The 21551-nt window shown below is 34.3% G+C and carries 23 protein-coding genes; 8 read left to right on the top strand and 15 right to left on the bottom strand.

Annotated elements, in window-relative coordinates; translation table 11 throughout:
* Nucleotides 1-85: 85 nt before the first annotated feature.
* From CHB58_RS01540 to CHB58_RS01490, 11 genes are read right to left on the bottom strand one after another with little or no spacing between them, the layout of a single operon-like run.
* Nucleotides 86-2029 (bottom strand): GTPase, encoded by a 1944-nt coding sequence (locus CHB58_RS01540; RefSeq protein WP_089322333.1) that lies wholly within the window; start codon nucleotides 2027-2029, stop codon nucleotides 86-88.
* Entirely contained in the window at nucleotides 2026-3645 is a 1620-nt protein-coding gene (locus tag CHB58_RS01535; RefSeq protein ID WP_089322332.1) for a LeoA/HP0731 family dynamin-like GTPase, read from the bottom strand. The genes CHB58_RS01540 and CHB58_RS01535 overlap by 4 nt, the downstream gene beginning before the upstream one ends.
* A 25-nt stretch (nucleotides 3646-3670) precedes the next feature.
* Nucleotides 3671-4441 carry a CRISPR system precrRNA processing endoribonuclease RAMP protein Cas6 gene (gene cas6 / locus CHB58_RS01530; protein WP_089322331.1) on the bottom strand — a complete coding sequence of 257 codons (771 nt, stop codon included), beginning with the start codon at nucleotides 4439-4441 and terminating at the stop codon, nucleotides 3671-3673.
* A complete protein-coding gene (locus tag CHB58_RS01525) occupies nucleotides 4441-4641 on the bottom strand; it encodes a hypothetical protein (protein WP_143340987.1) in 201 nt (66 codons plus the stop codon). The genes cas6 and CHB58_RS01525 overlap by 1 nt, the downstream gene beginning before the upstream one ends.
* Complete coding sequence (gene csm5 / locus CHB58_RS01520) at nucleotides 4632-5579, bottom strand: type III-A CRISPR-associated RAMP protein Csm5 (RefSeq protein ID WP_089322329.1); 948 nt, start codon at nucleotides 5577-5579, stop codon at nucleotides 4632-4634. The genes CHB58_RS01525 and csm5 overlap by 10 nt, the downstream gene beginning before the upstream one ends.
* A complete protein-coding gene (csm4, locus tag CHB58_RS01515) occupies nucleotides 5576-6544 on the bottom strand; it encodes a type III-A CRISPR-associated RAMP protein Csm4 (RefSeq protein ID WP_089322328.1) in 969 nt (322 codons plus the stop codon). The genes csm5 and csm4 overlap by 4 nt, the downstream gene beginning before the upstream one ends.
* A 5-nt stretch (nucleotides 6545-6549) precedes the next feature.
* Nucleotides 6550-7314 carry a type III-A CRISPR-associated RAMP protein Csm3 gene (gene csm3, locus CHB58_RS01510; protein WP_089322327.1) on the bottom strand — a complete coding sequence of 255 codons (765 nt, stop codon included), beginning with the start codon at nucleotides 7312-7314 and terminating at the stop codon, nucleotides 6550-6552.
* A 22-nt stretch (nucleotides 7315-7336) separates the two neighbouring features.
* A complete protein-coding gene (gene csm2, locus CHB58_RS01505) occupies nucleotides 7337-7768 on the bottom strand; it encodes a type III-A CRISPR-associated protein Csm2 (RefSeq protein WP_089322326.1) in 432 nt (143 codons plus the stop codon).
* Nucleotides 7768-9456 (bottom strand): type III-A CRISPR-associated protein Cas10/Csm1, encoded by a 1689-nt coding sequence (gene cas10, locus CHB58_RS01500; protein ID WP_180706386.1) that lies wholly within the window; start codon nucleotides 9454-9456, stop codon nucleotides 7768-7770. The genes csm2 and cas10 overlap by 1 nt, the downstream gene beginning before the upstream one ends.
* Before the next feature lie 57 nt (nucleotides 9457-9513).
* Nucleotides 9514-11043, bottom strand: a complete 1530-nt coding sequence (locus CHB58_RS01495; RefSeq protein WP_143340986.1) for a hypothetical protein — start codon at nucleotides 11041-11043, stop codon at nucleotides 9514-9516.
* Entirely contained in the window at nucleotides 11024-11881 is an 858-nt protein-coding gene (locus CHB58_RS01490; RefSeq protein WP_089322323.1) for a hypothetical protein, read from the bottom strand. The genes CHB58_RS01495 and CHB58_RS01490 overlap by 20 nt, the downstream gene beginning before the upstream one ends.
* Before the next feature lie 187 nt (nucleotides 11882-12068).
* Between CHB58_RS01490 and CHB58_RS01485 the strand changes: the two genes are divergently transcribed.
* Genes CHB58_RS01485 through gatA form a run of 3 tightly spaced genes read left to right on the top strand, consistent with a single transcriptional unit; the run spans nucleotide 12069 to nucleotide 14212 of the window.
* Nucleotides 12069-12386, top strand: a complete 318-nt coding sequence (locus CHB58_RS01485) for a cyclic-phosphate processing receiver domain-containing protein (protein WP_089322322.1) — start codon at nucleotides 12069-12071, stop codon at nucleotides 12384-12386.
* A 59-nt stretch (nucleotides 12387-12445) separates the two neighbouring features.
* A complete protein-coding gene (gatC, locus tag CHB58_RS01480; RefSeq protein ID WP_089322321.1) occupies nucleotides 12446-12736 on the top strand; it encodes an Asp-tRNA(Asn)/Glu-tRNA(Gln) amidotransferase subunit GatC in 291 nt (96 codons plus the stop codon).
* 12 nt (nucleotides 12737-12748) lie between these two features.
* On the top strand, nucleotides 12749-14212 hold the full coding sequence (gene gatA, locus CHB58_RS01475) for an Asp-tRNA(Asn)/Glu-tRNA(Gln) amidotransferase subunit GatA (protein WP_089322320.1): 1464 nt from the start codon (nucleotides 12749-12751) through the stop codon (nucleotides 14210-14212).
* Between the two features lie 34 nt (nucleotides 14213-14246).
* On the opposite strand, the gene CHB58_RS01470 is transcribed toward gatA, so the two are convergent.
* The 4 genes from CHB58_RS01470 to CHB58_RS01455 are packed head-to-tail and all read right to left on the bottom strand — an operon-like array spanning nucleotide 14247 to nucleotide 17592.
* Nucleotides 14247-15842 (bottom strand): FAD-binding protein, encoded by a 1596-nt coding sequence (locus CHB58_RS01470; protein WP_089322319.1) that lies wholly within the window; start codon nucleotides 15840-15842, stop codon nucleotides 14247-14249.
* Nucleotides 15842-16522, bottom strand: coding sequence for a 2Fe-2S iron-sulfur cluster-binding protein (locus CHB58_RS01465; RefSeq protein ID WP_089322318.1), 681 nt, complete (start codon nucleotides 16520-16522; stop codon nucleotides 15842-15844). Before CHB58_RS01465 ends, CHB58_RS01470 begins: the two co-directional genes overlap by 1 nt.
* Nucleotides 16523-16876 (bottom strand): holo-ACP synthase, encoded by a 354-nt coding sequence (locus tag CHB58_RS01460; RefSeq protein ID WP_089322317.1) that lies wholly within the window; start codon nucleotides 16874-16876, stop codon nucleotides 16523-16525.
* On the bottom strand, nucleotides 16873-17592 hold the full coding sequence (locus CHB58_RS01455) for a pyridoxine 5'-phosphate synthase (RefSeq protein WP_089322354.1): 720 nt from the start codon (nucleotides 17590-17592) through the stop codon (nucleotides 16873-16875). The genes CHB58_RS01460 and CHB58_RS01455 overlap by 4 nt, the downstream gene beginning before the upstream one ends.
* Before the next feature lie 100 nt (nucleotides 17593-17692).
* Here CHB58_RS01455 and mazG point away from each other — a divergent pair, with 100 nt between their 5' ends.
* The 5 genes from mazG to ruvB are packed head-to-tail and all read left to right on the top strand — an operon-like array spanning nucleotide 17693 to nucleotide 21532.
* Nucleotides 17693-18478, top strand: a complete 786-nt coding sequence (gene mazG, locus CHB58_RS01450; RefSeq protein WP_089322316.1) for a nucleoside triphosphate pyrophosphohydrolase — start codon at nucleotides 17693-17695, stop codon at nucleotides 18476-18478.
* Nucleotides 18465-18947 carry a universal stress protein gene (locus tag CHB58_RS01445; protein ID WP_089322315.1) on the top strand — a complete coding sequence of 161 codons (483 nt, stop codon included), beginning with the start codon at nucleotides 18465-18467 and terminating at the stop codon, nucleotides 18945-18947. The genes mazG and CHB58_RS01445 overlap by 14 nt, the downstream gene beginning before the upstream one ends.
* Nucleotides 18944-20008, top strand: coding sequence for an S-methyl-5-thioribose-1-phosphate isomerase (mtnA, locus tag CHB58_RS01440; RefSeq protein ID WP_089322314.1), 1065 nt, complete (start codon nucleotides 18944-18946; stop codon nucleotides 20006-20008). Before CHB58_RS01445 ends, mtnA begins: the two co-directional genes overlap by 4 nt.
* Nucleotides 20008-20577: a Holliday junction branch migration protein RuvA gene (gene ruvA / locus CHB58_RS01435; RefSeq protein ID WP_089322313.1), complete on the top strand. Its 570-nt coding sequence runs from the start codon at nucleotides 20008-20010 to the stop codon at nucleotides 20575-20577. The genes mtnA and ruvA overlap by 1 nt, the downstream gene beginning before the upstream one ends.
* Nucleotides 20567-21532, top strand: a complete 966-nt coding sequence (gene ruvB / locus CHB58_RS01430) for a Holliday junction branch migration DNA helicase RuvB (RefSeq protein WP_089322312.1) — start codon at nucleotides 20567-20569, stop codon at nucleotides 21530-21532. Before ruvA ends, ruvB begins: the two co-directional genes overlap by 11 nt.
* The last annotated feature ends 19 nt before the right edge of the window (nucleotides 21533-21551 follow it).

Below are 21551 nucleotides of genomic sequence, written 5' to 3'. Positions count from 1 at the left end.
CATTATAAAAAAGCAGTAAAACAAACAATAACACTGAAGAAAATCTTTTAAAATAACAAACATATATGCCATCAATTACTCTAAATCAAAAACATTCTTTTTCCACTAAACTTCTTATCTCGCTGTATAATTTTTTATCCTTTGATTTTAGAGTTTTAAGTGCGCTTTCAATAGAATCTTTGAAGTAGACTTTAATTCCAATGTTATTACAAAAATATCCTATTTTTTCTATATCTCCTCCAACAATAATAGCTACAGGTTCTTTATTCTTTCCTGAATCAGGAGCAACGTAAGCAAACTCTACAGATTGAGTAATGGTCTTAAAGAAATTCGTTGATAAAGATATGTAATGTTCTACAAGTAAGGAAATTAGAATATCCCAATACTCCACTTTATTTTCTATCTGTTTTTCTATTTTTAATATCTCTCTTTCAACTTTGTTAATCTCTCTTCTAAGTTTTTTAAGTTCACCATTAACTTTTCTCCTGAGCTTATTTCGTATATTTCTGATAGTTTTGTTTACTTCATTTATAGCTTTTCTCTTGGCTTCATTTTTCTTTGAATTTCCTCCAAAAAGCCAGGATAGGAAGGTGTTCAACAAACCAAAAATACCAGCAATAACTGCACCTATCGGACCTGTTAAAATAGAAACGATACTTTCCAATATACTTAATGCTCCAAGCGCTGCTTCCTTAAAAGACAATGAAAGACTATTAAATGCTTCTGTAAAGTCTACATCAATTCCAATATCTGTTCCCAGGTTTATCCTTTTAAACTTCAATTTTAATTTCTTAATCAATTTTTCAATATCTTTGTTTACATCCTCTATAAAATCGTCAAGATAATATTCTATATTTTCCTCCATTTCCTCTATACAGAGATCTATTTTTTCCTCTATCTCTGAATTTAAATCATCTTTATCCCTTCCAGCATCTATGGCGTTACATATAAGCTCCTCAAGTTCATCTCTCAATTCGTCTAAACGGAAAAATACTTCTGAGTTTATATCGCTGAGTAAAGATTCACTTTGTGAATCAAATTTTCTCTTAAGTTTTTCTATTTCTTTCAGAAAATCCTCAATAGTTTTTTTAAGCTGAGTTCTCTCCTCTCTTACACTTATGATTAATTCTTTCTCTTTTTTGAAAAGCTTGTAAATATTACTCCATAAAATTACATTGTTTGAGAAAGTTTTATATGTTCCTATGGTTTCTATTACTTTGTTTATTCCAGAAAACTCCTTAAGCTTCTCTCTATCATTTTTGACAAATTTCATAACCCTCTCGTAAGAGGATTTCTGGCTTTCAGGAATTCCACTATTCATAGCAAAAAAAGCGTATAAACCATGAACAATAAATATTTCTTTAAAAGCTTTACCAAATTCTCCTTTTAATTTTTGTTCAGTACGTTTTTTTACGATCTCAATGTTCTTTTTTTTCTTCTCGAGAACATTTAAAGGAAAAATTCCTCTTAAATTGATAATACCAAATACAAATGTGCTATCCCCGATATATGTTCTAACTTTTTCAAGAAATCCTTCTTCTGGTTCTTTATTTTCAGGAATTACTATAAAGATAATATGAGATTTTTTAGCTGCCCTTTTAATCTCTTCAGAAACTATAGCTTCATTTCCTTCAATACCTGGCATATCAAGCAGAAATATTTTTCTACCAAAATTTTTTGCTCTAAATGTTTTTGTAAAATCTTTTCTTCCATCACCAATAGTGCTACCATCTCCTTTTGTTAGGGCTTCTATAAGAGTGCTTTTACCTACATTTGTTTCTCCAAAAAAAGCTACGTTTAAAGTATCAAACTCCATCTCCTTTCCAAGAAGGGAAAGGTTATGATAAAAATCTTTTATTCTCTTTTCTATCTTTTTATAAATCTTATCTTCCTTATCAATATATTTTCTTTTTGTTCTTTTTGTCTTGGAAGCAACACGTTTAAGAATAACCCCACTTCTCTCTTCAAAATCTTCTAAAATTTTTTCAAACTCCTGAATACTATTTTCTATAAACTCACGAGCAGTCATAGCCCAAGTTCCTCCACCTTTGTAATCAAGTTTTTCATATTTTCTATCCTTTCTCTCATAAACTTACAATCATCATAAATAGCATCCCTTAAATTTTCCATTTCAACAACTGCAGAAAAATAGTTTTCTTTAATATATTGAGAGTTAAAATCTCCTAAAAATACAGAAAACAGGGAATCCACTGCTTCTATAAGATTATCTTTTTCCCTTCTTAATTTATACTGATTATAAAGCTCCATACCTAAAGAAACGGCACCGAGAACGGGTCCCAATGTATTGAGAAATCTTGCAAGTTTCAAAGCCCCCCACGGTTTAAATTTAAAAGGAATTCTTAAAAGGTCTCTTGTTTGTAAAATACCATCCCTTAATTTATCAGGAGGAATTTTACCTAAAATTTCTCCTGTCTTTTTTGTAGCAGAAGTTAAAAACTTGCTGGCGAAAATTGAGGATTCCATCTTAAGCTTCTGGTAATCCTCAACAATTTTTAAAAAAATATCCCCTGACTTTTCAAGATATTCTGTCACTGGAGTAAAACACTCATAGAAAATATCTTCTATTTTACTTTTTAAAACTACTGCTTCAGGGCCCAACTCTTCGCGGACAACCAGTCCCAACTCTTCTGTATTGTTACATAACTTTATTCTCCTTAATATAGAACTTCTCAAATTACGAATTCGCTCCTTAAAGTCCCTTGTGGCCTTTGTAATATGCTTTTCAAGTTTTCTTAATTCACTATCAAGCTCTTCCAGCTCCACTTCAAGCTCTTCAAGGGAGATTTCAAGACTTTTCAGGTTATTCCTCAATTCCACAGAAAAAACGTTTTTAACATCTTTTATAACCGAATTTACCTTTTTTTCAAAAAGAATATTCATTGTTTCTGGAGATTTAATGGTTTCTTCTATAATTTCTTCAAGAACCTTCATATTTGAGATGGAAAAATACTCCTCAATATTCTCCATCCAGTATTTAATTCCCATCCCCCATGGATCAGCAGCAACACAGATAATCCGATAGTTTCCTGCATTTTCCCCAATAATTCTATCAAGAGTTTCTGAAACGACCTTTTTCTTTATTTTGCAAGCTCTCTCAAAGTCCTCCCTGTTATACAGGTCAACATCCATTGTGTCTATTTTATTAATGACAAAGACTGTTGAGTCTTTTTTATCCAGATCTTTAAGAAGCCACTTTATAACCCTATGCTGGCTCTCTTTCAAAGGATTGAGTGCATCGGTTACAAAGATAATAAGGTCAGATTCAGATATAAATCTCTTTGTTTCTTCATCATGAATTAAGTTTTCAGAAAATAGCCCAGGAGTATCTGCAATAACTACATTTTTATTCTTGTATTTATAATAGTTGACTTTATCTGTAGTCGGTTCTGGTGATATTTCTATGTCATTACGTTTTAGCAGAAACGAAATAATTGTAGATTTTCCATCTGAAAATCCACCAAAAACAGAAATCTTAAACACTTTTCCATAAATATCTTTTTTTGTTCTTTCAAGTTTCTCCTCTATCCAATCAACATTTATTCCACCTATAGTTTTTATTTCATTTACAATTTTTTCAACTTTACTAACCTTTTCTATCAGGTCATCCCATCTTACCTCTTTCATAAAAATCCCTCCTTTACCATTACTGCTAACTATTAATTCTTTTTATTCTACCAAAACCCATAGTTGTTTTCCTGCCGATACCACTAAACTCTGAAAAATCAGATAAAGCATTTAAAACTTTTAAAAGTTGCTTATTGTCAGTGTCAATATAGAAGTATAACCTACCTTTAAAGCCTATAAGTTTTTTAAAAGAAAGAGATATGAAAACTTTTTCCGTTTTTATCCATAAGCCAGATGTTAAAACATGTCTTTTAACCAACTTTATAAACTCTGTTTCTGAAATCGGCAGCTTTAGTCTGGAAAAATGGTTCCATTTTCTAAATAGACTTTTGAAAATAAGAGATGGAACCGGAGATGGATTATCATATTTTCCTTTTTTAAAAGTTGCAGGAGTTATAACCTGAAAAACTATATCCTTTTCATAACCAGCATTATTTAAAAGTTCTGCATAAGAAATATAGTTAACAGAACTGATTTTTGTCTTAACTACCTTTGCTTTTCCAATGACAACATTCTTATCTTTTCCAGCTTTGGAAACTTCTTTAACAAACAGTGGAAACATTTTTTCTTTGAGAAAAGAAATTTTTAGTATAAAACTTCCTATCTCTCTTTCTTTATTACTGTTAAAAAATCTTTGATATGATAGAGAAAAGGGTTTTATATTATCCGCATGCAAGCTTTTAGCCATACTTTCTGGAAGAAAACTGAAGAAAAGAGCATGAATTCTTTCGGGGTTTAATTCCTCTATGTTAATTTTCCTGTTAATAGATACTCTCAAATTGAAACTAACAGGCATTATTTTTCTTCTCCTAATTTACATATCCCAAGAGGCAATTTCTCAACTGCCGTAAGTTTTCTCGTTTTATTTGGAATTTCACTCATTTTAGGAGCAACTATTTCAAAAATTCCTTCAAAAAGTTCTTCGTCGTCTTTTACCAAGGCTGTGATTGTTGTTGATAAAAATCCTTCATGTTTTCCTATTCTTATTATTGGCATTTTAAACATTTTTTTAACAACAGGGGACACAGAGACTTTAAATATTCATCCTTATTTAAAGTCCATATTTCAGCAGAACACCAACTACGTAAAAGCTTATCGTTAATAAAAATGTCTTTTAAAATTTCGTGACAACCACAGTTTTTTATTCCTCTTTTATCAATATCCAAGTTAAATGAAAAAGAAACTTTTGGGTCCACAGTTTCAGAAAATATTGAGAACTGTTTTCTCTTACCGTGGTAATAATAAATGTAAATTTCTCGCAAAGAAAGAACCTCTTCAGGACTTTTAGATTCAGTATCACTGATTTTTACAAATCTTAAAACATCTCTCTTTGCGTCCTCAGTAAACTTTTCTCCACGAAACACTTCAAACTCTATCTGTTGAACCAGTCTACTTAACTTCTTTTTGAACTTTCTCTTTAAAGCTCTAAAGTCCTCTGAATTTTTCTTTTCCTTTTGATACTGATGCACAATACCTTGAAGTTTCTTTATAAATTTGATATATATTGAACCACCGATTTTCTTTTCTTTGCTCAGAATGTAATAAAAAAGGGCTCTTCTTAAACTGCCTTTTATTTCACTACCGGGAATATATACAAGATTATTGGTTTTTATAAACTCTTCAATATTTTTTATATTTCCAGATCTCATAGAACCTTGTTGAAAGTCTATTTCAATAGCAATAGAATACAGGGGCTTTATCCTATCTAAAACCTTTTTAATAGATGAATCAGTAATTATCTTTTTTAGACTCAATGAAGTTGCAGAATTTTTAAGCATATTTTTCAATTTCAGATCAACTATTGAGTTGATACCTACAATATCAGTAATATCATAAATATAACATCTTCCATCCTTAATTATAAACTCAAAAGGGGATATGTTTTGTCCGGTTCCTATATGTAGTGGTGTCAGAGTTGTCAAACGAAATCTCATATTTCACCCCTTAAACACAAAGGAAATTCAAGACCGTATTGAAAAATAGAAACTGAAGGTTCAGGAGAAACATCCAATATAGCACCTGCCGTCTCATCTGTTTTTTTCCTCTTTATAACCGCACCTTCCTTCATATAAAACACTTTTCTCTTCCATAAAACATCTTTTTGAAAATCGTATTCCGCTGCACCTTTGAATGTATAAAGAGAATACATGCTTTTTGAAAAATCTATATTTGAAGTTGGAATTACAGGAGAAAGAGTAATAAAGCTTGTCGCTCCATTAAAATATCGGATAAAGTAATCGGAAAGAATATTTAGCTCTTCGTCCTTCAAAATTTCAAAATTAAAAGCTCCATAACCTATATTTCTGTTTCCGCCTATTCCCCAATCCTTTAAAAGAGTTAAAGATTTTTCCACAGCATTTAAAATTTCCTCTTCAGCAAAAACAATAAAATACCCGGATTCTATAAAAACCGCACTTTCATAGAAAAACAGACCTTCTTTAGCTGTCATTGAAAATCGGTCTATACTTACATGAGGAAATTCTAAACTTATATAGAATGTTTCGTTTCCATTTTCATCAACAAGGAAATTCATAAGTTCAAGCTCTGTTTTTATCACTCCATCTAATATTTTCTTTAAAGAAAGAAAATCTATGAATTTCTTTTTCTTAAATTTTTTCTGCATCGTTCTTCTTTCGCTGCGTTTTTCAGGATCGGTTTCTCTCTCTATTACAGGTTCAAGTTCTGGTTTAAAGTAAAAAAATTTTTTCTTCTCTATATCTACAGGCATCAAAGAAGATATAAAAAATTTACTGGAAGAAACCATATTTACTAACTCTTTAACATAATCATCTCCATATAGAAACTTTAATCCCCAACAGATAGCTGAAAATAGCGTGTAAGAAGAAAGTTCACTTTTTAACGGAGAAGTCGGTTTAATAAGAATTCTTACACTTTCCATCTATATCACCCTATAGTTTTTTTTATTTCTTCAATAGCGTTCCTGAAATCTGTGAAAATTTTCTCTTTACACTCACCTTTATAGAATTTCTTATCCCTGAATACAATTCTAATATCCGAAAATCTTACCCTTCCAGATCCCCGAGAACCTCCACCTCCAAGGTAATCATCTTCCAGCAGTTTCATTCCTGTTTCAATAAGATTTAAGAAATCAACATCTTCCCTTGCGAAAAGTTTAAGAAGGAATCTCCCTTCAAAAACTGTTCCAGCAGGAACTCTCTCAAAAGGCCTCGGATTTGCTTCTGAAGTTATACGGTTTATGGAGTTTTCATATTTAAGCTCTGTATAAAAATCGTTCTCAATGCTATCTTTAGAAATGTAGGAGTCAAAAACTCTTAATCTAACAGGTCCTGCTTTTTTCCTTTTTTCTCTATCACTGTCAGCGATTCCAAAAACTTTTCCTACCGCACTATCAGGATCGGCAGTCGGAGAACCGTCTTCTCTAACGAGATTATTTTCCCATTCAAGAAGACTCCTTATTTTTCCTTTTAAACTTGAACCAGGAATGTAAGGAAATTCACGAGGCACAACATATTCTTCACCTGAAAACTCAGACTTAACTTTTACGTCAAACGGCAGTTTAATAACGGGATTGTCAACTCCTCCTATGTCAAATCCCTCTTTTGATCCACCAATATGAAGTCCTGTAACAACTTCAAGCCTAAAAGGTATTAGCACATTTCCGTAAAAATGATATCTTTGCTCTTCCATTTCATCCTCCCACTTCAAAGTTTCATGATTCTAAATATTTTTTGAAGGCAACAATAGAGGTAAAAACATCACATACTTTTAAAGCTTCTTCTTTGTTTTTCTCCATTTTTTCAAGTAAAAGGATAAAGAATTGGTAAAAGTCTTCTTTGATTAAGTCGCGAGCTTTTGAGTAAGCAAGTTTTGGGTAAAGACGAAAGATTCTTTTCTTTACCTCCTGCGTTAACTCTTTTTTCCTTTCTATTTCCATCTCTATCATTTTTATTTCGGAAAAAATCTTTCTTAGTTGAGTGGTTTTAAACGCATTTTTGTTTTGTTCAAGAATTTTAAAAAGCTTACCTTCAGGTTTATATATGTCGCTTTCTTTAAAAACATCAGAAATAGATTCAACAGCTGACAATTTGCGATTAATTTCTTTTAGCAAATTTTTTTCCGACTGCTGATTTTTCCTACTCATTATAACCTCCTTGTAGCAAGAAGCACATAGTTTGTTATAAACTTAAGTTTATTATTTTCAATGTTTTCAAAATCCTCCGCTTCTTTAATTACTTTTTCAGTAACAAAATTTCTAACTTCATCATCTTCTATATTTCTTCCCACAAAATAATAGATAAGAGGATAAAAACTTAAATCAGGTCTTTTTCCAGAATTTACCGGATTTTCAATCTTTTCCTTATAAAGAGAGTGTAACTTATAGACAAAACCGCGGGATAACTTTCCACTTTCAATGTAGGAAATCAGATCTCTGGAAACCGACAACAAATCATTTATATCATCCCAATGAACAACAACATCAAACACACAAACAGCATCTTTAGAGTATGATTTCTCTTTCTTTTTGCTGAAAGAGGTAACAGTTTTTGCTCTGTACTCTGCATCTTTACATTTTTCTGCAGCTGCTCTTATATTAAATTTCGGTTTACTTATATAAATTCCTGCTGAAACAGTTATCAATTCGTAAGAATCTTTTTTTGTATCATTACCAAGTAAATCCTTCCCTTTAAGTGATTCTGATATATAACTTTTGAATTTCTCTCTCACACACACAGCAAAATCTATAAGAACGTTCCACGGTGCTATTGCAAACAGGTCATCTCCTCCTGAATATAGAAGGTAGATAAGAGTTTCTTTTAGAAGATCAGAGTTTTCAGGAACGAACTTTTCTGCTTTTGCTATCTCCGGAATTTTTTCAGAGAAAAACATATCTATTATAGAGCTAAGCTTTTGCTGTTTGCCAACATCATCCAACTGACCGAAAAGTAACCCAAGGTTATCAACATCCATCATCAAATAACCAAGTTTTTTATCTCCTTCACTGTGATAGGCTATTATCTCAAAAGGTGCGATTTGATGTTCTTTTAGATTTTCAAGCTCCTCTGATAGGGAATACTTTTTAATATCCTCTTGTGTTAAATCTCTTGAAATAACAGGTACAACTATCTCAAATTTTTTAGGAGCATTGCTGTATTTTTTGCATTTACTGTCTCTATAACTCTCCTTCCGGAATGCTTCATGCCCTCCATTTTTTGGAAAAATAAGCCATCCAAATTCTTTAATAGAGAAAAACGCTCTTCCTTCTTTTTTATCTGTAATCTTCCAGAATTTTTTTGATGGAAGTTTTGTCCCGACTTCCATAAACTCTTTACAAAGTTTACATATACCATCATCTGAATCTGTAAAGTAAATATCGCAAACCTCACATTTAACTTTTCCTTTATCTTCAAGGAAAATTGGATTCTTAACGCTCTCAAAATAGGTGGAAAATTTCCTTTTTTTAGCTTTCAACGTAACTTCATGAAGGTCTGAAAAATTTCCCTTCCCAGAAGGCAACCACTCAATAGTAATTCCTAACTCTCCAGAAAATTTCTCAATAAAAACTGCTTCCACTTTTTGTTTAAGTTCTTTTAATGCACTTTCAACATTTTCTCCCGAAACTTTGAATATAAAACCACCACCACCATCAAGACAAACTTCAACCTCAAGATGTTGCTTTTCTTTTAAAAAGTATGCTATGTAAGAGGGAATTGTTGTAATAAAGAAACTTCTTGCTCTTAACGTTTTTGCAACACCTCCCTTTCCTTCTTTTACAGAATAGATAAAATTTTGTATTCCATTGATATCTCCTTTGAGAAGGTAAGACTCCACACTCAATCCCCCCAAACGAATTTTTCCAATTTTACAAAATTTTTAAAAAAGTAACAACTAAAAAATACTTTTAACACCACCAGGGGAAGGTCCAGGAGAAACATTTAAAACCTCTACATATTTATCTTTCTTTCCTGGAAAAAATTTAAATAGTGAAATCATCCTTGTATCCTGAAAAGTGCTTCCAAGTCCGAAAGCTATATCCACAGGAAGATTCATAAAAAACCATAACTTTGAAAATTTCTTAAAAGTCTGGCAATTTAACAAATTATAAATTTCTTTTACTAATTTTTTCCGTATATTTGTATCTTCAGGAATGTAGTTCTTAATTTTGTCTCTATCTATTTTTATAACGATGAAATTTTCAATCCTATTTTTCTTTAAAAATTCTTTTACATCATACTCTATTCTCGTTGTCGGTGCCATATCAATAATTACTGGAAGAACATTTTTATTTTTATCTGATATAAAATATTCGTAATCTATCAACTCTCCACAAAATTCAGCCCCTGGAAAATCCAAACTTCTTAAACTATCATCTGTTTCCATTGAAGGAACATAAACGTTATCGCCACGGTTATATGAATGAAAAACTACTCTCTTCTTGGTACCAACAAGCACTCCAATTACAAAACTTATAATGGATTCTGAACATATTAAGTTTATAACAGGTTTTTTTAGCTCTACCAGCTTCTCATTAGAAAAAAGCTTCCTAAGTTGCTCCCTTATTCTGTGAACAAAAGCCAGCCACTCCTGATAATTTTCCGACAAAAACCCAGAATGCAGTATGGAAATATCTTCGCGCTTTATCTCAAAAAAAACCTCCAAATTTTTTAGAGAAAACAAAGGCTCCCTTTCTTTTATCGCACTCTCAAGAAGCTTTAAACCATCATTATTTTTCTTTATCATCACAGAAAAAGGAACAGGAAGAGGTTTGCTTTCGTTAAGCCAGAAATCAACTTCCTCAATAGAAGAAACGTCTTCAGGTGATATAAGTTTTTTTCCATACCTTTGTGCAAGTTTCTTTTTCTCCAGAATAGAGTCCACTTTGTTTATTTTTCCTGAAGGAAGAACTTCTCCTGTAAACATAAAATACTCAAATAACTTTTGAGAAAAGAAGTGAGCTACAACAACAGAGAGCATAAATGACGTCCCTGTAAATTCTCTACCATCAAACACTAAAATAAAATTTTTCGTATTAAACAAACTTTTGAAAGTTTTACACGCCCGAATCACATTATTGTCAACTAAAAAACTGTTTCTTTTCGGTGGTTTACTGGTATAAACGATCTTCCCCCTCAACACACAATCGTTTTGTTTGTTTGAAACAGAAATTGCAGGAAACTCAAAATGTTTAACATCAACAATTTCCATAGCCATAACTTTTTCAATTTCACTTATAGGTATTTCATCTAAAAGTCTAAACAACAAAAGATTCTGCAGAAAGAAATGTTTATCAGTGACTGATTCACCTAAAAAGATTTCTCTGATATATTCTTCATTCTCCTCAAAAGGAATAGTTCTCCCTTCTCTAACAAATTCAATAACAATATCAACAGGATATTCATCAAACTTCATCTTTATCACTTTCCCTTTCTATTTTTATTTTTCCAACCAAAATAGAAAGGGGAACAGATGACAATTTTTCATCCTTAGATTTCAAAATTATCTCCCCGGGCACAGATTCATAAAATTTTTCTTTACCAAATATTCTAATCATTCCTCTTTTTCCTACAAATTTTTTAGACGGAAAAATTTTAATTCCCTCTCCTTCTCTTAAAAGGACAAAGTCATCTGCATACTCCACCTTATTTTCAGTATCAGCAGCAACTATTTCAAAAACATCTTCAGGAATGAAGGAAAGAATTATACAATTGTTTTCTTCTTTATCACTTGTCTGAAGTTTTTCTGTAGAAGAAAAGAGGGTTTTCCCAGCAAGTTTAGCAAATTTTCTTACTAAATCCCCTTCCTCTTTTAGAAATAAAAACCTTAAATCATCAGGGACAAATTCTTCTCCCGTTTTATGAGAAGAAATTTTCTCTCCGTCATAAGCTTTGATTACAAAATCAAAGTCAGTTTCACTTAGAGTTCCTGCTTTGAACGCTTTGCCCATTAAACTTTTAGGCACGATAAAAGCATTTGAAGTTTCCACTATAAATCTCTTACTGCCAATGTTAACAATAACGTCATAAGGACCGACCATTTCTATAAATTCTGAAACTTTACAACACCAATAACAATTTTCTCCTTCATCAACAATCATTCCCAGAAATTTTCCAAAAGAAAATAAATCTCCAACGGAAAATGTTTCAGCAACTTTATTAACATTACCATCACCATTAAGAGCTTTTCTCAAACTTGTAAGAACCTCATCTTTCGTTTTCCTATAATTTTCAAGTACTGTTTTTAAGGAAATTGCCTCCATAGCTACCTCCAAATTAAAATTCATCTAAAATTTAAAAATTCCCCTATTTAGTGTTATTTTAACAAAACTTCTTCTCTTTATAAGTAAACGAAACTTATACGTTTATTCTGACATAATTTATATTGTATCTATAAGGACAGATTTTTAAAATTACGAAAATTTAAAAGCATAATCAAAGGTGTAAATCATGAAACTCTACCTTGACGACAACAGACTACCACCACCGGGGTACAAACTTGTAAGAACTGTGGATGACCTGAAAAAGTTTGTTAAAAAGTATCAGGATAGAATTGAAGCCATTGATATAGATTATGATATGGGAATTTACGACAAATTCGGGGGAAATGGAGAAGATTTTATAAACTGGCTTGAAGAGATGGTGTTAACAGGAAAAATAAGATTAAAGAAGAATATAGAACTTAAGTGCCATTCCTCCAGCATAGAAGGTAGAAGGAGAATAGAGGAAACGATAAAAATCATAAAAGCATTTCTCCGAAGCTCTTAAATTAAACCTAAAAATAGGAGTATAATTAGACTGATAAATCAGGAAAAAGGAGAAGATAGATGAAACTTTCAAAAGAACAGGTAAAACATATAGCCCTTCTCTCAAGACTGTCATTAACTGAAGATGAAGTTGAAATGTTTCAGGAGCAGTTGAGTGATATTTTAAACTTTGTGGAAAAGCTAAATGAGCTTGATACTGAAGGGATTGATCCGAAATTTCAGATTATTCCACCTGAAAATGTTTTAAGGGAAGATGTTCCAGGAGTGAGTTTTCCTTATGAAAAAACTTTCCTCAATGCACCTGAAACGGACGGAAAGCATTTTATAGTTCCTAAAGTTATTAAAAAATAACGGAGGCAAACAATGGAGTTGATAAATAAATCGCTAAAAGAACTTTCCTCTCTCATAGCAAAGAAAGAGATTAAACCTTCTGAAATAACTGAAGAGCTTTTTTCAAGAATTGAAGAAACCGAAAGTAAACTAAACGCCTACATAACAGTAGAAAAGGAAAAAAGCATAGAAGCTGCTAAGTTAAAAGATAGAGAACTTGAGAAGCTTTCTGAAACAGAAATTCCAGATCTTTTTGGAATTCCACTTTCAATAAAAGATAATATTCTTGTTGAAGGTCAAAAGATGACCTGTGCTTCAAAAATGCTTAAAGATTTCATTGCACCGTATGATGCAACAGTTATAAAAAAACTCCGTGAAAAAGGTGCTATTTTTATAGGAAAAAACAATCTTGATGAATTTGCCATGGGTTCTTCAACAGAAACTTCCTTTTTTGGAGTAACGAGAAATCCGTGGGATCTTGAAAGGGTTCCAGGAGGTTCCTCCGGTGGTTCTGCAGCTGCTGTAGCAGCCCGTTCTGCATTAGCATCCCTTGGCTCTGACACGGGCGGTTCAATAAGACAGCCCTGTTCTCTGTGTGGTGTGGTAGGAATGAAACCAACCTACGGAAGAGTTTCAAGATACGGATTAACCGCCTTCGCATCTTCTCTTGACCAGATAGGACCGATAACAAAAAATATAGAAGACAACGCTTTTCTCCTTAACATAATCTCTGGACTTGATTCAAAAGACGCAACAAGTGCAAAACTTCCGGTACCAAACTACCTTGAAGCCCTTGATAACGAAATTAAAGGTCTAAAAGCAGGTCTTCCAAAAGAGTACTTCATAGAAGGTATTGACCCGGAAGTAAAAGAAAAAGTTATGGAAGCTGCAAAAACACTTGAAAAGTTGGGAGTGGAAGTGGAAGAGATTTCTCTTCCCCATACATCTTATGCTGTTGAAACTTACTACATAATCGCTCCGGCTGAAGCTTCCTCAAACCTCGGTAGATTTGACGGTGTGAGATACACTTACAGGGCAAAAGAATACACCGACCTTATAGATATGTACTGCAAAACAAGAGCCGAAGGTTTTGGAAATGAAGTGAAAAGAAGAATAATGATAGGAACATACACTTTAAGTGCCGGATATTACGATGCTTATTATTTAAAAGCTCAAAAGGTTAGAACTCTTATATATCAGGATTTTCAGAACGCTTTTGAAAAAGTTGATTTTATAGTTACCCCCGTTTCACCTACAACAGCGTTTAAGATAGGAGAAAAGACAGACGACCCAATAAAAATGTATCTTTCCGATATATTTACAATTGCTGTTAATCTTGCCGGTCTTCCAGGGCTTTCAATGCCATGCGGATTTGATAGCAAAGGTCTTCCTGTGGGTGTTCAGTTAATAGGCAAAGCGTTTGATGAAGAAACTCTTTACTCTGTTGGGTATAAGCTTGAAAAAGAGTTGAAAATTAACAACACACCTAAGTTTTAATATCCACAATGCTTTGCCCGAAAGGGCAAAGCATCTACTTAACAACTATAAATTCCTGGAATATTCTCGGTGTTTTTGCAACGGTTGTTATTCTTAAATTTTTAAGTTCATTGTAGTATCTATCCACATGTTTTAATGTCTGTTTTCCAGCATCTTTATATTTTCTGCGGGCAGCTGCAAGACCTGCTCTTCTTCCAAAAACAAAGATATCAAGAAGAGAATTACCCATCAATCTGTTTCTGCCGTGAATTCCACCAGCAGCTTCTCCTGCAACAAAAAGATTTTTCACGGTAGTTTCTCCTTTTTCATCTATAAGAACACCACCGTTTTGATAGTGAAGAGTAGGATAAACGAGCAAAGGCCTTTTCTCAATATCTATTTTGACCCGTTTAAACATTCTATAAAGAGCAGGGAAGTTTTTCATCAGAAAACCTTTACCGAACTTTAGTGTCAGAACAGGAGTGTCAAGCCATACACCTATCCTTCCTGAAGGTGTTTTTACTCCCCTTCCCTCTTCACACTCTTTTATCATTGCAGCAGAAACTACGTCTCTTGTTTCAAGTTCATTTATAAATCTCTCTCCTCTACCGTTAACAAGATGTGCCCCAAGACTTCTTATAGCTTCAGTTACGAGAACACCAACCATATGGTCCGGATAGACGATTCCTGTCGGATGGTATTGAAAAGAGTCAAGTCCTTCAAGTTTTGCCCCAGCTCTATAAGCAAGAACTATAGCATCACCTGTGGCTCCAAAGTTATTTGATGTTTGAAATCCCTGAATATGAAGCCTTCCTGAACCGCCGGTCGCAAGAACAACCGCTTTTGCTTTTACTAAGAAAAAGCGCTTCCTCTCAAGGTCAAAAAGAACAGCACCATTACACTCTCCAAACTCATTTGTGGTTAACTCTACAGCGGGTGAAAACTCAAGAATTTCTACATTTTCTCGGTTTCTTATCTCATCTTTCAATATTTTTATAATGTTAAGGCCGGTGTAGTCTCCTATTGAAAGAATTCTTGGAGCTGAAGACCCTCCTGCTTTTTTCGTTAAAAGGTTTCCCTTCTCATCTCTATCAAAATTAACACCAAGTTCAAGAAGCCATTTAACAATCCTTGGACCGTCATCCACCATTACCCTAATAAGCTCCTTTCTGCCTTTAAATTGACCGGCAACCATAGTATCGGCAAAATGCTTCACAGGAGAGTCGTTTTCGTCAACACTTGCCTGCATGCCACCAAGAGCCATTATAGTGTTGGAGTTTCCAAGACGAAGTTTTGTTGCAAGAACAACTTTAGCACCGGTGCTCTCAGCAAAAAGAGCAGCTGTTATACCAGCACCGCCACCTCCTAAAACGAGAACATCCGTTTCTATATCGGGACTTTCAAAATCAATCTCTCTATAATCAAAACTGCTGAATGCTTCAAGCAGATCAGCTATCTCATGAACAGTTCTATCACCTCTGTTAACTCCAACCCTTAGAGTTCTGAAAGCAGACAATTTAAAATCTGGATGATACGTTTCAAGTAAGCTTTTTTTCTCCTCCTCATGCAAAGAAGACGGTTTCTCGTTTAATCTAAAATCTCGTGTTTTTTCAAGTAACGATATATTCTCAATTAGTTGCTGTGGATACATTAATCCTTCTCCTTTCGTGCTTTTTCACAAAACTCTCTTAATCCGTTCTCATCCAGTTTAAATATCTCTGCCCAAAGCTCCTCATACTTTAAATCTTCAAGTTCTGCCAATCTTCTCTTTAAATTCTCTGGAAGAGGTCGTTCCTTCTCTACAGCCCGTTGAACAAAAAGAGAAATAATCTGAGGAGCAATACCGCGAGGACAACGAGACGCACATAACCCGCACAAAATACAATCAAGCATCATCTCTGTTGCTTTCTCATACTCTCCACTTTTTAGAAACGACATCACTTTTGATACATTAATCCATTCAGGACAGGCAACAGAACAGAAACCACAACTCTGACACATATAAAGCTCAGGATATATCTCTTTAAGCTTTTCTATCGGTCTTTCCATCTGAGAAATGTTATATTGCGCTGTTCGAGAAGGGAAAAATGGCATTACGGTAATGTTCATACCTTCTTTAACAATTGTCTGACAGCCAAGTCCAAACTTCACTCTTTTACCGCCAGGCTCAAGATAAGCAATGGCACAGGCTCCACACAATCCTGACAAGCATCCAACTCCCCTTTTTATATCATGACCTGTATCCCATAAAGCTTCTATAACAGTATAACCTTCAGGAACTTTTATCTTCCTTCCTTCAAGGAAAATTGAAACGTACTTTTTATCTGGCATCTAACTCTCCTTAACAACATTTACAAATGCAATGGAATACTCTTTTTCATGAGATATAGAGAAAAGAAATTTAAAGCTCTGTCCCTTCACACTCAAGGATATATTTTTTCCGCCATCTCTTATAACAATATCTGAAAAAGAGACAGAAATCCCCAACGATGAAAAAGCCTTAATCACAGCCTCTTTAAGAGCAAACCTTGCTGCTATACAGCCAATATACTCTCCTTTTCTTTTCTTTCTGCAGTAATCAACTCCTTCAGGGAAAACTTTCTCAAGAAATTTATCACCCCACTTGTTTAAAACCGTTTCTATCCTTTTATTTGAAACTATATCAACTCCGCAAGAAACTATCATCTTACCCTATTTATAATCTCCTTCATCTCTTTAACTGCATCTGCAAGTCCTTTAAGCACAGCGTTTGCAACTATGGAATGACCAATATTAAGCTCTTCTATCTCCTCTATAGCCGCTACAGGTTCAACATTCTTATAGGTTAATCCGTGCCCGGCATAGATTTTAAGACCTATAGCTTTTCCGTATTTTGCAGCTTCCTTTAAGCGCTCAAGCTCCTTTTCTCTCTCTGCTTCAGTAGAAGCATTCGCATACTCACCAGTGTGAAGCTCCACAGCATCAGCTCCCACTTCAAGTGCTGCATCAAGTTGCTTTTCTTCAGGGTCAATAAAAAGATTGACAACAATTCCTGCCTCTTTCAATTTTTTCACAACATCCTTAATTCTCTCTTTCTGTCCTGCAACATCAAGACCGCCTTCCGTTGTTATCTCTTCCCTCTTTTCTGGAACAAGAGTAACCTGATGGGGTTTAACGTCTAAAGCTATTTTTACCATCTCATCTGTTGCAGCCATCTCAAGATTTATCTTTGAGTGAACAACTTCTTTAATCAACTTTAAATCCCTGTCCTGTATGTGTCTTCTGTCCTCTCTTAAATGAAGGGTTATCTGGTCTGCCCCTGCAAGGTCAGCAATAACAGCAGCATGAACAGGATCAGGCTCAAAAGTTTTTCTCGCTTCCCTTACAGTTGCCACATGGTCTATATTAACTCCAAGCCTTATTTTTCTGCTCACCTTAACCTCCAGAAAAAACGGTGCTAACTATAATTTTAGCATCTAAACCCTGCAGCCTGCTATAATTAGAAAAGCAAGGAGGAAAAATATGTACACTTTTGAAGATTTAGTCAAAATCATGGAAAAGCTAAGGTCTGATGATGGATGTCCCTGGGATAGAGAGCAAACTCACGAATCTCTTTTACCATATTTACTTGAAGAAACTTATGAATTCATAGATTCCGTTAAAAGCAAAGACTTTAAAAATATGAAAGAGGAACTTGGTGATATTTTGTTGCAGGTTGTTTTTCACTCACAGATAGCAAAAGAACACAGTAAGTTTACTATAGATGAAGTGGTTGATGAAATTTGTAGAAAACTTATATTCAGGCATCCCCATGTATTTGGAGAACGGAAAGATATAAATTCTTCTGAAGATGTTTTAAAAAATTGGGATGAATTTAAAAAAGCTGAAGGAAAACATGGAGATTCAATTCTTGACGGTGTCCCAAAATCCATGCCTCCAATAGAAAGAGCATTAAAACTTCAGAAGAAAGCTGCAAAGGTCGGATTTGATTGGAAGAGGAAAGAACAGGTTATGGAGAAGGTTGAAGAGGAATGGAACGAACTTAAAGAAGCTGTAAAGAGTGAAAACAGGGAAAAAATTGAAGAGGAGCTGGGAGACCTTCTGTTTGCAATAGTAAATCTATCAAGATTTTTAAATGTTGATCCGGCAATAGCTCTTCACAGAACAAACCAAAAATTTGTAAAGAGATTTAAAGAGATGGAAAGAAAAGCTAAAATAGAAGGCAGTTCTCTTGAAAAGATGAACCTTGAAGAGATGGATAAACTCTGGGAATCAGTTAAAAAGGAGGAGAGGGATGTCAATATTTAACACAGTGCTTTACCCTACAGACTTTTCAGACCTTGCAAATGTAGCAAAGGAGTATGTTTTAAAGTTGAAAGAGGCAAATGCCAAAAAAGTTGTTGTTCTTCATGTAATCCACCCTCTTGAATTCAGTCTTCCACAATTTGATGACCCGTTTGCCCTTGACGTTGCAGCAATCTACGCTCACATACCCGAGATAGAAAAAGCGATACTTGACAGACATCAGGAACAGCTCCAGCAGGTAAAACACGAACTTGAAAAAGCAGGTTTTGAAGTTGAAACTATAATGACCGTTGGAGACCCCAAGGAAGAAATAGTTAAAACGGCAGAGGAGAAAAAAGTTAATGTGATAGTAATAGGTTATCACGGAAAAGGGCTTCTTGAACGGATACTTGAAATGGGAGGCACAACAAAAGCTGTAATAAGAAACGCTAAATGTCCTGTCCTTGTAGTAAAAAAGGAGGAGCATAAATGAGACAGATAAGAGATATTCGTCCTTTAAAGTGGGAAGGAGATGCTCTTTTACTCCTTGACCAGAGAAAACTTCCCCATAAAGAGGAGTGGATAACCTGCAAAAGCTATGAAGATGTTGCAAAAGCCATAGAAGATATGGTGATACGTGGCGCACCTGCAATAGGTGTAACGGCAGCTTACGGAGTAACTCTTGGAGCAAAAGAACTTGCTCAAAGGGCAAAAGACATAAATGAATTTAAAATGCTCGCGGAGCTTGTGATAAACAGGCTTGCCACAACAAGACCTACGGCTGTTAACCTGTTCTGGGCTTTAAAAAGAATGAAAAGTATTATAGATGCAGGAACAAATATGGAAGATATACTTCTTGCCCTTGAAACTGAAGCAAAAAACATAGAGATGCAGGATATAGATAGAAATAAAAAGATAGGGATGTATGGTGCAGAACTTCTTGGAAATAAAGAAACAATCCTCACCCACTGCAACACAGGTGCTCTTGCAACAGCCGGATTTGGAACCGCTCTTGGAGTTATAAGGGCTGCATATCAGCTTGAAAAGGATATAGTAGTATATGTTGATGAAACAAGACCCTACCTTCAGGGAGCAAGGCTAACAGCATGGGAACTTGAACAGGAAGGAATCCCCTACTATCTTATTACAGACAACATGGCAGGATGGTTCATGGCACTTGGAGAGATAAGTTGCATAATAGTTGGTGCTGACAGAATCGCCTTAAACGGAGATACTGCAAACAAGATAGGCACATACACTTTATCTGTTCTTGCCAAAGAGCACGGTATTCCTTTCTATATAGCCGCTCCATCATCAACTTTTGACTTCTCCATTAAAACAGGAACAGAGATTCCTATTGAAGACAGATCACCTGACGAAATTGTTTACTGCCACTGTTCGGACTGTAGAATTGCTCCAGAACATGCAAAAGTTAAAAATCCTGCATTTGATGTTACTCCTCATGAAAATATCTCGGGAATAATTACAGAAAGGGGAGTAATACTCTCACCAAATGAAAACAAAATTAAAAAATTCTTTGAGATAGAAGATTGATGCTTGATTTTATAGAAGGTGAGATCGCTTTTAAATACTCTGACGGAATAGCAGTAAAGTGCAGTGGAATGGGGATTAAAATCCTCGTTCCACTTAACTTAATAACCGAAACAAAGATAGGAGATAAAATTTTTCTGTTTACAAAAGTTGTTTTTCCTCAGGAAGGGACTCCTACCGTTTACGGATTTAAAACTCAGAATGAAAGAGAACTCTTTGAAATTCTTACAAAAGTTCCCAAAATAGGCTCAAGAACGGCACTTAACATTCTTTCCCACTTTACAATTGAAGAGCTTGAAGAAATAGTTACAAGAAAAGATGCAAAAACTCTTTCCCTTGTTCCCGGTCTTGGAAAGAAACTTTCTGAAAGGCTCATATTTGAACTGTCAGAAAAATTTAAAAGAGAAGAAAAAGAAGAAACTGCCGAAATTATAGACCTGCTGGAAAATCTCGGTTATCCACGAAGAGAAGTAATCAAAGTCGTAAAAGAGATTGATACAGAAAACAAAACTGTTGAAGAAATTATAAAGGAAGCAACTTCTCTCCTTTCAGGAGGAAAATTTGGAAAATAGGTCAGCATTAAGACCTTTATATCTCAAAGATTTTACAGGACAGGAAAAGGTAAAGAAAATTCTTGAAATTGCCCTTAGTTCAGCTAAAAAAAGGCAGGCAACTCTTGACCATATACTTTTCTATGGACCTCCTGGAACAGGAAAAACAACACTTGCAACAATTATCGCAAATGAAATGGAAAAAAACATTAAAATTGTTTCAGCGCCAATGATAGAAAAAAAGGGAGACCTTGTAGCCTTAATAAACTCTTTACAGGAAGGAGATATACTCTTTGTTGATGAAATTCACAGACTATCAAAACAGATAGAAGAGACCATCTACTCTGCAATGGAAGACTTCAGGATAGATATTGTTTCAGGGGGAGGATTAAGGGCACGAAACTTCAGTATAAATCTTCCAAAATTCACACTAATAGGTGCAACAACCCGGTTGAATCTCCTTTCCTCTCCTTTCAGGTCAAGATTTGGGATAATCTGTCGCCTTGAGCTTTACAGTGTAGAAGAACTTATAGAAATTGCCAGAAAAAATACAATAAAATTAAACATAAAACTCACCGAAGAAGCCCTTTTTGAAATTGCAAAATGTTCCCGCGGAACGCCGAGAATCTTGAATCAACTTCTAAAAAGAGTAAGAGACTTTGCTGTTGTTCACAACTGGGAAGTGGTTGACCGTGAAAAATCCCTTCACATTTTAAAAGAGCTTGGTATAGATGAAAACGGCCTTGATTCAATGGACAGAAAAATTTTACAGGTTATTTATGAAGTTTTTAAAGGGGGACCTGTAGGTTTAAACGCCCTTTCTTTAGCACTAAACGAAGATAAAGATACAATAGAAAACGTTCATGAACCCTTCCTTGTTAAAATGGGATTTATAATAAGAACTTCAAGGGGAAGAAAAATCACAAATCTTGGACTAAAAGCGATAGGGAAAAGCTTAAATTCCGAACTTTTTTAACTAAAATTAGATTTTGCTT

The sequence above is a fragment of the Desulfurobacterium atlanticum genome (assembly GCF_900188395.1).
Classification (GTDB): Bacteria; Aquificota; Aquificia; order Desulfurobacteriales; family Desulfurobacteriaceae; genus Desulfurobacterium_A; species Desulfurobacterium_A atlanticum.
The sequence above is the reverse complement of the archived record's forward strand: the minus strand, read 5'-3'. Positions and strand labels throughout refer to the sequence as shown.

Excerpts from the sequence above, each read along its gene's own strand:
- CHB58_RS01540 (WP_089322333.1), bottom strand. The coding sequence starts at position 2,029 with ATGACTGCTCGTGAGTTTATAGAAAATAGTATTCAGGAGTTTGAAAAA.
- CHB58_RS01535 (WP_089322332.1), bottom strand. The coding sequence starts at position 3,645 with ATGAAAGAGGTAAGATGGGATGACCTGATAGAAAAGGTTAGTAAAGTT.
- cas6 (WP_089322331.1), bottom strand. The coding sequence starts at position 4,441 with ATGCCTGTTAGTTTCAATTTGAGAGTATCTATTAACAGGAAAATTAAC.
- CHB58_RS01525 (WP_143340987.1), bottom strand. The coding sequence starts at position 4,641 with ATGCCAATAATAAGAATAGGAAAACATGAAGGATTTTTATCAACAACA.
- csm5 (WP_089322329.1), bottom strand. The coding sequence starts at position 5,579 with ATGAGATTTCGTTTGACAACTCTGACACCACTACATATAGGAACCGGA.
- csm4 (WP_089322328.1), bottom strand. The coding sequence starts at position 6,544 with ATGGAAAGTGTAAGAATTCTTATTAAACCGACTTCTCCGTTAAAAAGT.
- csm3 (WP_089322327.1), bottom strand. The coding sequence starts at position 7,314 with ATGGAAGAGCAAAGATATCATTTTTACGGAAATGTGCTAATACCTTTT.
- csm2 (WP_089322326.1), bottom strand. The coding sequence starts at position 7,768 with ATGAGTAGGAAAAATCAGCAGTCGGAAAAAAATTTGCTAAAAGAAATT.
- CHB58_RS01490 (WP_089322323.1), bottom strand. The coding sequence starts at position 11,881 with ATGGAGGCAATTTCCTTAAAAACAGTACTTGAAAATTATAGGAAAACG.
- CHB58_RS01485 (WP_089322322.1), top strand. The coding sequence starts at position 12,069 with ATGAAACTCTACCTTGACGACAACAGACTACCACCACCGGGGTACAAA.
- gatC (WP_089322321.1), top strand. The coding sequence starts at position 12,446 with ATGAAACTTTCAAAAGAACAGGTAAAACATATAGCCCTTCTCTCAAGA.
- gatA (WP_089322320.1), top strand. The coding sequence starts at position 12,749 with ATGGAGTTGATAAATAAATCGCTAAAAGAACTTTCCTCTCTCATAGCA.
- CHB58_RS01470 (WP_089322319.1), bottom strand. The coding sequence starts at position 15,842 with ATGTATCCACAGCAACTAATTGAGAATATATCGTTACTTGAAAAAACA.
- CHB58_RS01465 (WP_089322318.1), bottom strand. The coding sequence starts at position 16,522 with ATGCCAGATAAAAAGTACGTTTCAATTTTCCTTGAAGGAAGGAAGATA.
- CHB58_RS01460 (WP_089322317.1), bottom strand. The coding sequence starts at position 16,876 with ATGATAGTTTCTTGCGGAGTTGATATAGTTTCAAATAAAAGGATAGAA.
- mazG (WP_089322316.1), top strand. The coding sequence starts at position 17,693 with ATGTACACTTTTGAAGATTTAGTCAAAATCATGGAAAAGCTAAGGTCT.
- CHB58_RS01445 (WP_089322315.1), top strand. The coding sequence starts at position 18,465 with ATGTCAATATTTAACACAGTGCTTTACCCTACAGACTTTTCAGACCTT.
- mtnA (WP_089322314.1), top strand. The coding sequence starts at position 18,944 with ATGAGACAGATAAGAGATATTCGTCCTTTAAAGTGGGAAGGAGATGCT.
- ruvA (WP_089322313.1), top strand. The coding sequence starts at position 20,008 with ATGCTTGATTTTATAGAAGGTGAGATCGCTTTTAAATACTCTGACGGA.